The sequence below is a fragment of the uncultured Tateyamaria sp. genome (assembly GCF_947494755.1).
Lineage (GTDB): Bacteria > Pseudomonadota > Alphaproteobacteria > Rhodobacterales > Rhodobacteraceae > Tateyamaria.
The window spans coordinates 1-1,158 of record NZ_CANLVZ010000044.1; the positions used below are offsets into that span (position 1 = coordinate 1).

At 63.6% G+C, this 1,158-nt stretch carries 1 protein-coding gene; it reads left to right on the plus strand.

Translation table 11 applies throughout. From position 1 onward, the window contains the following. Window position 1: 1 nt before the first annotated feature. Window positions 2–1,158 (plus strand): elongation factor Tu (gene tuf / locus Q0908_RS20290; protein WP_299289109.1); only part of this gene is annotated, 1,157 nt, incomplete at its 3' end.

Below are 1,158 nucleotides of genomic sequence, written 5' to 3' on the forward strand. Positions count from 1 at the left end.
CATGGCAAAGGCAAAGTTTGAACGTACCAAACCGCACGTTAACATCGGCACGATTGGTCACGTTGACCACGGCAAGACGACGTTGACGGCGGCGATCACGAAGTATTTTGGCGACTTCCAGGCCTATGACCAGATCGACGGTGCGCCCGAAGAGAAAGCCCGCGGCATCACGATCTCGACGGCCCACGTGGAATACGAGACCGAGAACCGTCACTACGCCCATGTCGACTGCCCCGGCCACGCCGACTACGTCAAGAACATGATCACCGGTGCCGCCCAGATGGACGGCGCGATCCTGGTTGTGAACGCGGCTGACGGCCCGATGCCCCAGACCCGCGAGCACATTCTGCTGGGTCGCCAGGTCGGCATCCCGACGATGGTTGTCTACATGAACAAAGTGGATCAGGTCGACGACGAAGAGCTGCTGGAGCTGGTCGAGATGGAAATCCGCGAGCTGCTGTCCTCCTATGAGTATCCCGGCGATGACATCCCCGTCATCCCCGGCTCGGCCCTGGCCGCGATGGAAGGCAACAGCCCCGAGATCGGCGAAGAGTCGATCCGCAAGCTGATGGCGGCCGTTGACGAGTTCATCCCGACGCCCGAGCGTGCGATCGACCAGCCGTTCCTGATGCCGGTCGAGGACGTGTTCTCGATCTCGGGTCGTGGTACGGTTGTGACCGGCCGGGTCGAGCGTGGCGTGATCAACGTCGGCGACGAGATCGAGATCGTCGGCATCAAGGACACGCAGAAGACGACCTGCACGGGCGTCGAGATGTTCCGCAAGCTGCTGGACCGCGGTGAGGCGGGCGACAACATCGGCGCGCTGCTGCGCGGGATCGACCGGGAAGCGGTGGAGCGTGGCCAGGTGCTGTGCAAGCCCGCGAGCGTGAAGCCGCACACCAAGTTCGAGGCCGAAGCCTACATCCTGACCAAGGAAGAGGGTGGCCGTCACACGCCGTTCTTCGCCAACTACCGTCCGCAGTTCTACTTCCGCACGACGGACGTGACCGGGACCGTGAACCTGGCCGAAGGCACCGAGATGGTGATGCCGGGCGACAACGTGTCCTTCGGCGTCGAGCTGATCGCGCCGATCGCGATGGAGCAGGGCCTGCGCTTTGCGATCCGCGAAGGCGGCCGCACTGTTGGTGCCGGCGTGGT